This is a genomic window from Fructobacillus ficulneus (assembly GCF_001047075.2).
Lineage (GTDB): Bacteria > Bacillota > Bacilli > Lactobacillales > Lactobacillaceae > Fructobacillus > Fructobacillus ficulneus.
Window position 1 is genome coordinate 162,494 of record NZ_DF968005.1, and the last position, 1,973, is coordinate 164,466.

Here is a 1,973-nt window from a genome sequence, read left to right on the forward strand (position 1 = left end):
ATTTTGCAAGAAACAACCAAGCTCGCCAACGGGGTTGAGATGCCGGTCTTTGGCCTCGGGGTCTGGAAGTCTTCCAACAAAGAGGCCGCCGACTCGGTCCAAACCGCCATTAAGCATGGCTACCGCCTGATTGACACGGCCAAGCAGTATGGTAACCAACCGGGCGTGGGCTACGGCATCCAACAAGCCTTGAAGGACAACCACCTGAACCGCAAGGACCTTTTTATTACGACGAAAATCTTTAACGGCGACCAGGGTTACGAAAGTGCTTTGGCTGCCTTTGAGGAACAATTGAAGGAACTCCGCCTGACCTATTTGGACCTCCTTTTGATCCACTGGCCAGTTGATGGTAAGTACGTAGATACTTGGCGGGCCCTGGAAAAGCTTTACCATGAAGGCAAGGTCCGGGCCATCGGCGTTTCTAACTTTGACGAGAGCAAATTAAAGGACGTGTTGGCTTCTAGCACCGTCATGCCCCAAGTCAACCAGATGGAATTTAACCCACTCGTCCAAGAGGATGGCCTCTTTGAGTACATGAATGGTCTGGGTATGGCCATGGAAGCCTGGGGACCGCTGGGTGGCGGAGAAGCTTTGTCGAACAAAATGGTTCAAGAAATTGCCCAAAATCACGATAAGTCGGCTGCCCAGGTTATCCTCCGCTTTGACTATCAAATGGGAGCAATTACGATTCCCAAGTCGGCCCACGAGGAACGAATTGTGGCCAACAGTCAAATCGATGACTTCGTCTTGTCCGACGCCGAAATGGCTGCCATCCAGGAACTAAACCAAGAAAAGCGGAGTATCTGGTACCCAGCCTTCGCTTGGCATGCCGGCAGTGAAGAAACCGGGGTCAAGGACCAAGTTTCCTACTGGGACGATGTTGATGAATATTTGAATAAGACTGTCGATTAAAGCCGATAGCTGGGATAGGATTGGCTGTCAGAAATAGGAAGGAGGGAAGATAATGGATGCACTAAAGTACTTAGAGGCCTTAAACCATGAATCAGCGGATACGGTCATGGGTTCGATTATGAGTGAACATGGTTTTCCCGAGATTCCGGCCATTGGTGATGCCTGTGATATTGCCAATGCCACGGACAACCGCCATGACTTGGCTCTGATTGACCAGTACCAGCCAATGTTTTATAACTACGAGAACCATCGCCTGGTTAACCGGGCCGATGTCTTGTGGTTGATTAACTATTTGAGTCAACGAGACCAATAAGAACAAATTAAAAAAGAGTTTCGCTTTCGTAATGCTAGTGCCCGTGATGGACCATCTAGACGATGCAGCGAAACTCTTTTTAAGTGTCTTAAAGTTGGTTAATTGAATTGATCAAGTCTGGTGAATAAATTCGTTTTTGTTGGCGCAAGTCGGTCACCGTTGGTGATGACAAGAGGGCCATCAATTGTGGGAGGGCTTGTTGCCAGTGCTCGATTTCGGCCTGGAGGCCAGAAGGCCCCTTGGTCATCAAGACCTCGAGGAAGTGGCCGGCTGAGGAAGTCAAATCTGCTCCCATCATCAAAGCCGTCACCACGTCATTGATGGACTTGATACCACCTGTGGCGATGATGGGTGACTGAACTTGGGCCTTTTCAGCTGCCAGGAGGGCTTCAACCGTGCTTAAGCCATAATGACTTAAGTCCAGTGGGTTGGTCTCTTCACGGTCCCGTCGTTGCTCGATTTGGGCAAAGTTGGTCCCATTGCCACCGCCCAGGTTAATGGCGGCAGGGTGAAGGCTGGCAACCTGTTGGATGAGGTCAGTCCCCATGCCAAAACCAACTTCCTTGATGATGACGGGAACCGGTGACTTGGCGATGATGGTCGCCAGGTTATCCAACCAGTAGAAATGACGGTCACCCTCTGCCATCGCTAATTCCTGGCCGACGTTAACGTGGAGTTCAATGGCGTTGGCATCAATCATGTCAATGGCGGCCCGGACGTTTTCAATGGGGTGGTCAGCCCCCAGGTT

3 protein-coding genes are annotated in these 1,973 nt (G+C 50.6%); 2 read left to right on the forward strand and 1 reads right to left on the reverse strand.

All coding sequences use genetic code 11. From position 1 onward, the window contains the following. Together AOQ29_RS05495 and AOQ29_RS05500 are read left to right on the forward strand one after the other, a co-directional pair. Positions 1-912, forward strand: a 912-nt coding sequence (locus tag AOQ29_RS05495; RefSeq protein WP_275936581.1) for an aldo/keto reductase, incomplete at its 5' end; no start/stop codon positions are given. 52 nt (positions 913-964) lie between these two features. Continuing rightward, positions 965-1,225 (forward strand): hypothetical protein, encoded by a 261-nt coding sequence (locus AOQ29_RS05500; RefSeq protein ID WP_061993508.1) that lies wholly within the window; start codon positions 965-967, stop codon positions 1,223-1,225. An 88-nt stretch (positions 1,226-1,313) separates the two neighbouring features. Here the strand turns inward: AOQ29_RS05500 and AOQ29_RS08105 are convergent. Further along, positions 1,314-1,973: alpha-hydroxy-acid oxidizing protein (locus AOQ29_RS08105; protein WP_083989334.1), on the reverse strand; the 660-nt coding region annotated here is incomplete at its 5' end.

Bases quoted from the DNA above. Each gene is read 5' to 3' on its own strand.
- AOQ29_RS05500 (WP_061993508.1), top strand. From the start codon at position 965: ATGGATGCACTAAAGTACTTAGAGGCCTTAAACCATGAATCAGCGGAT.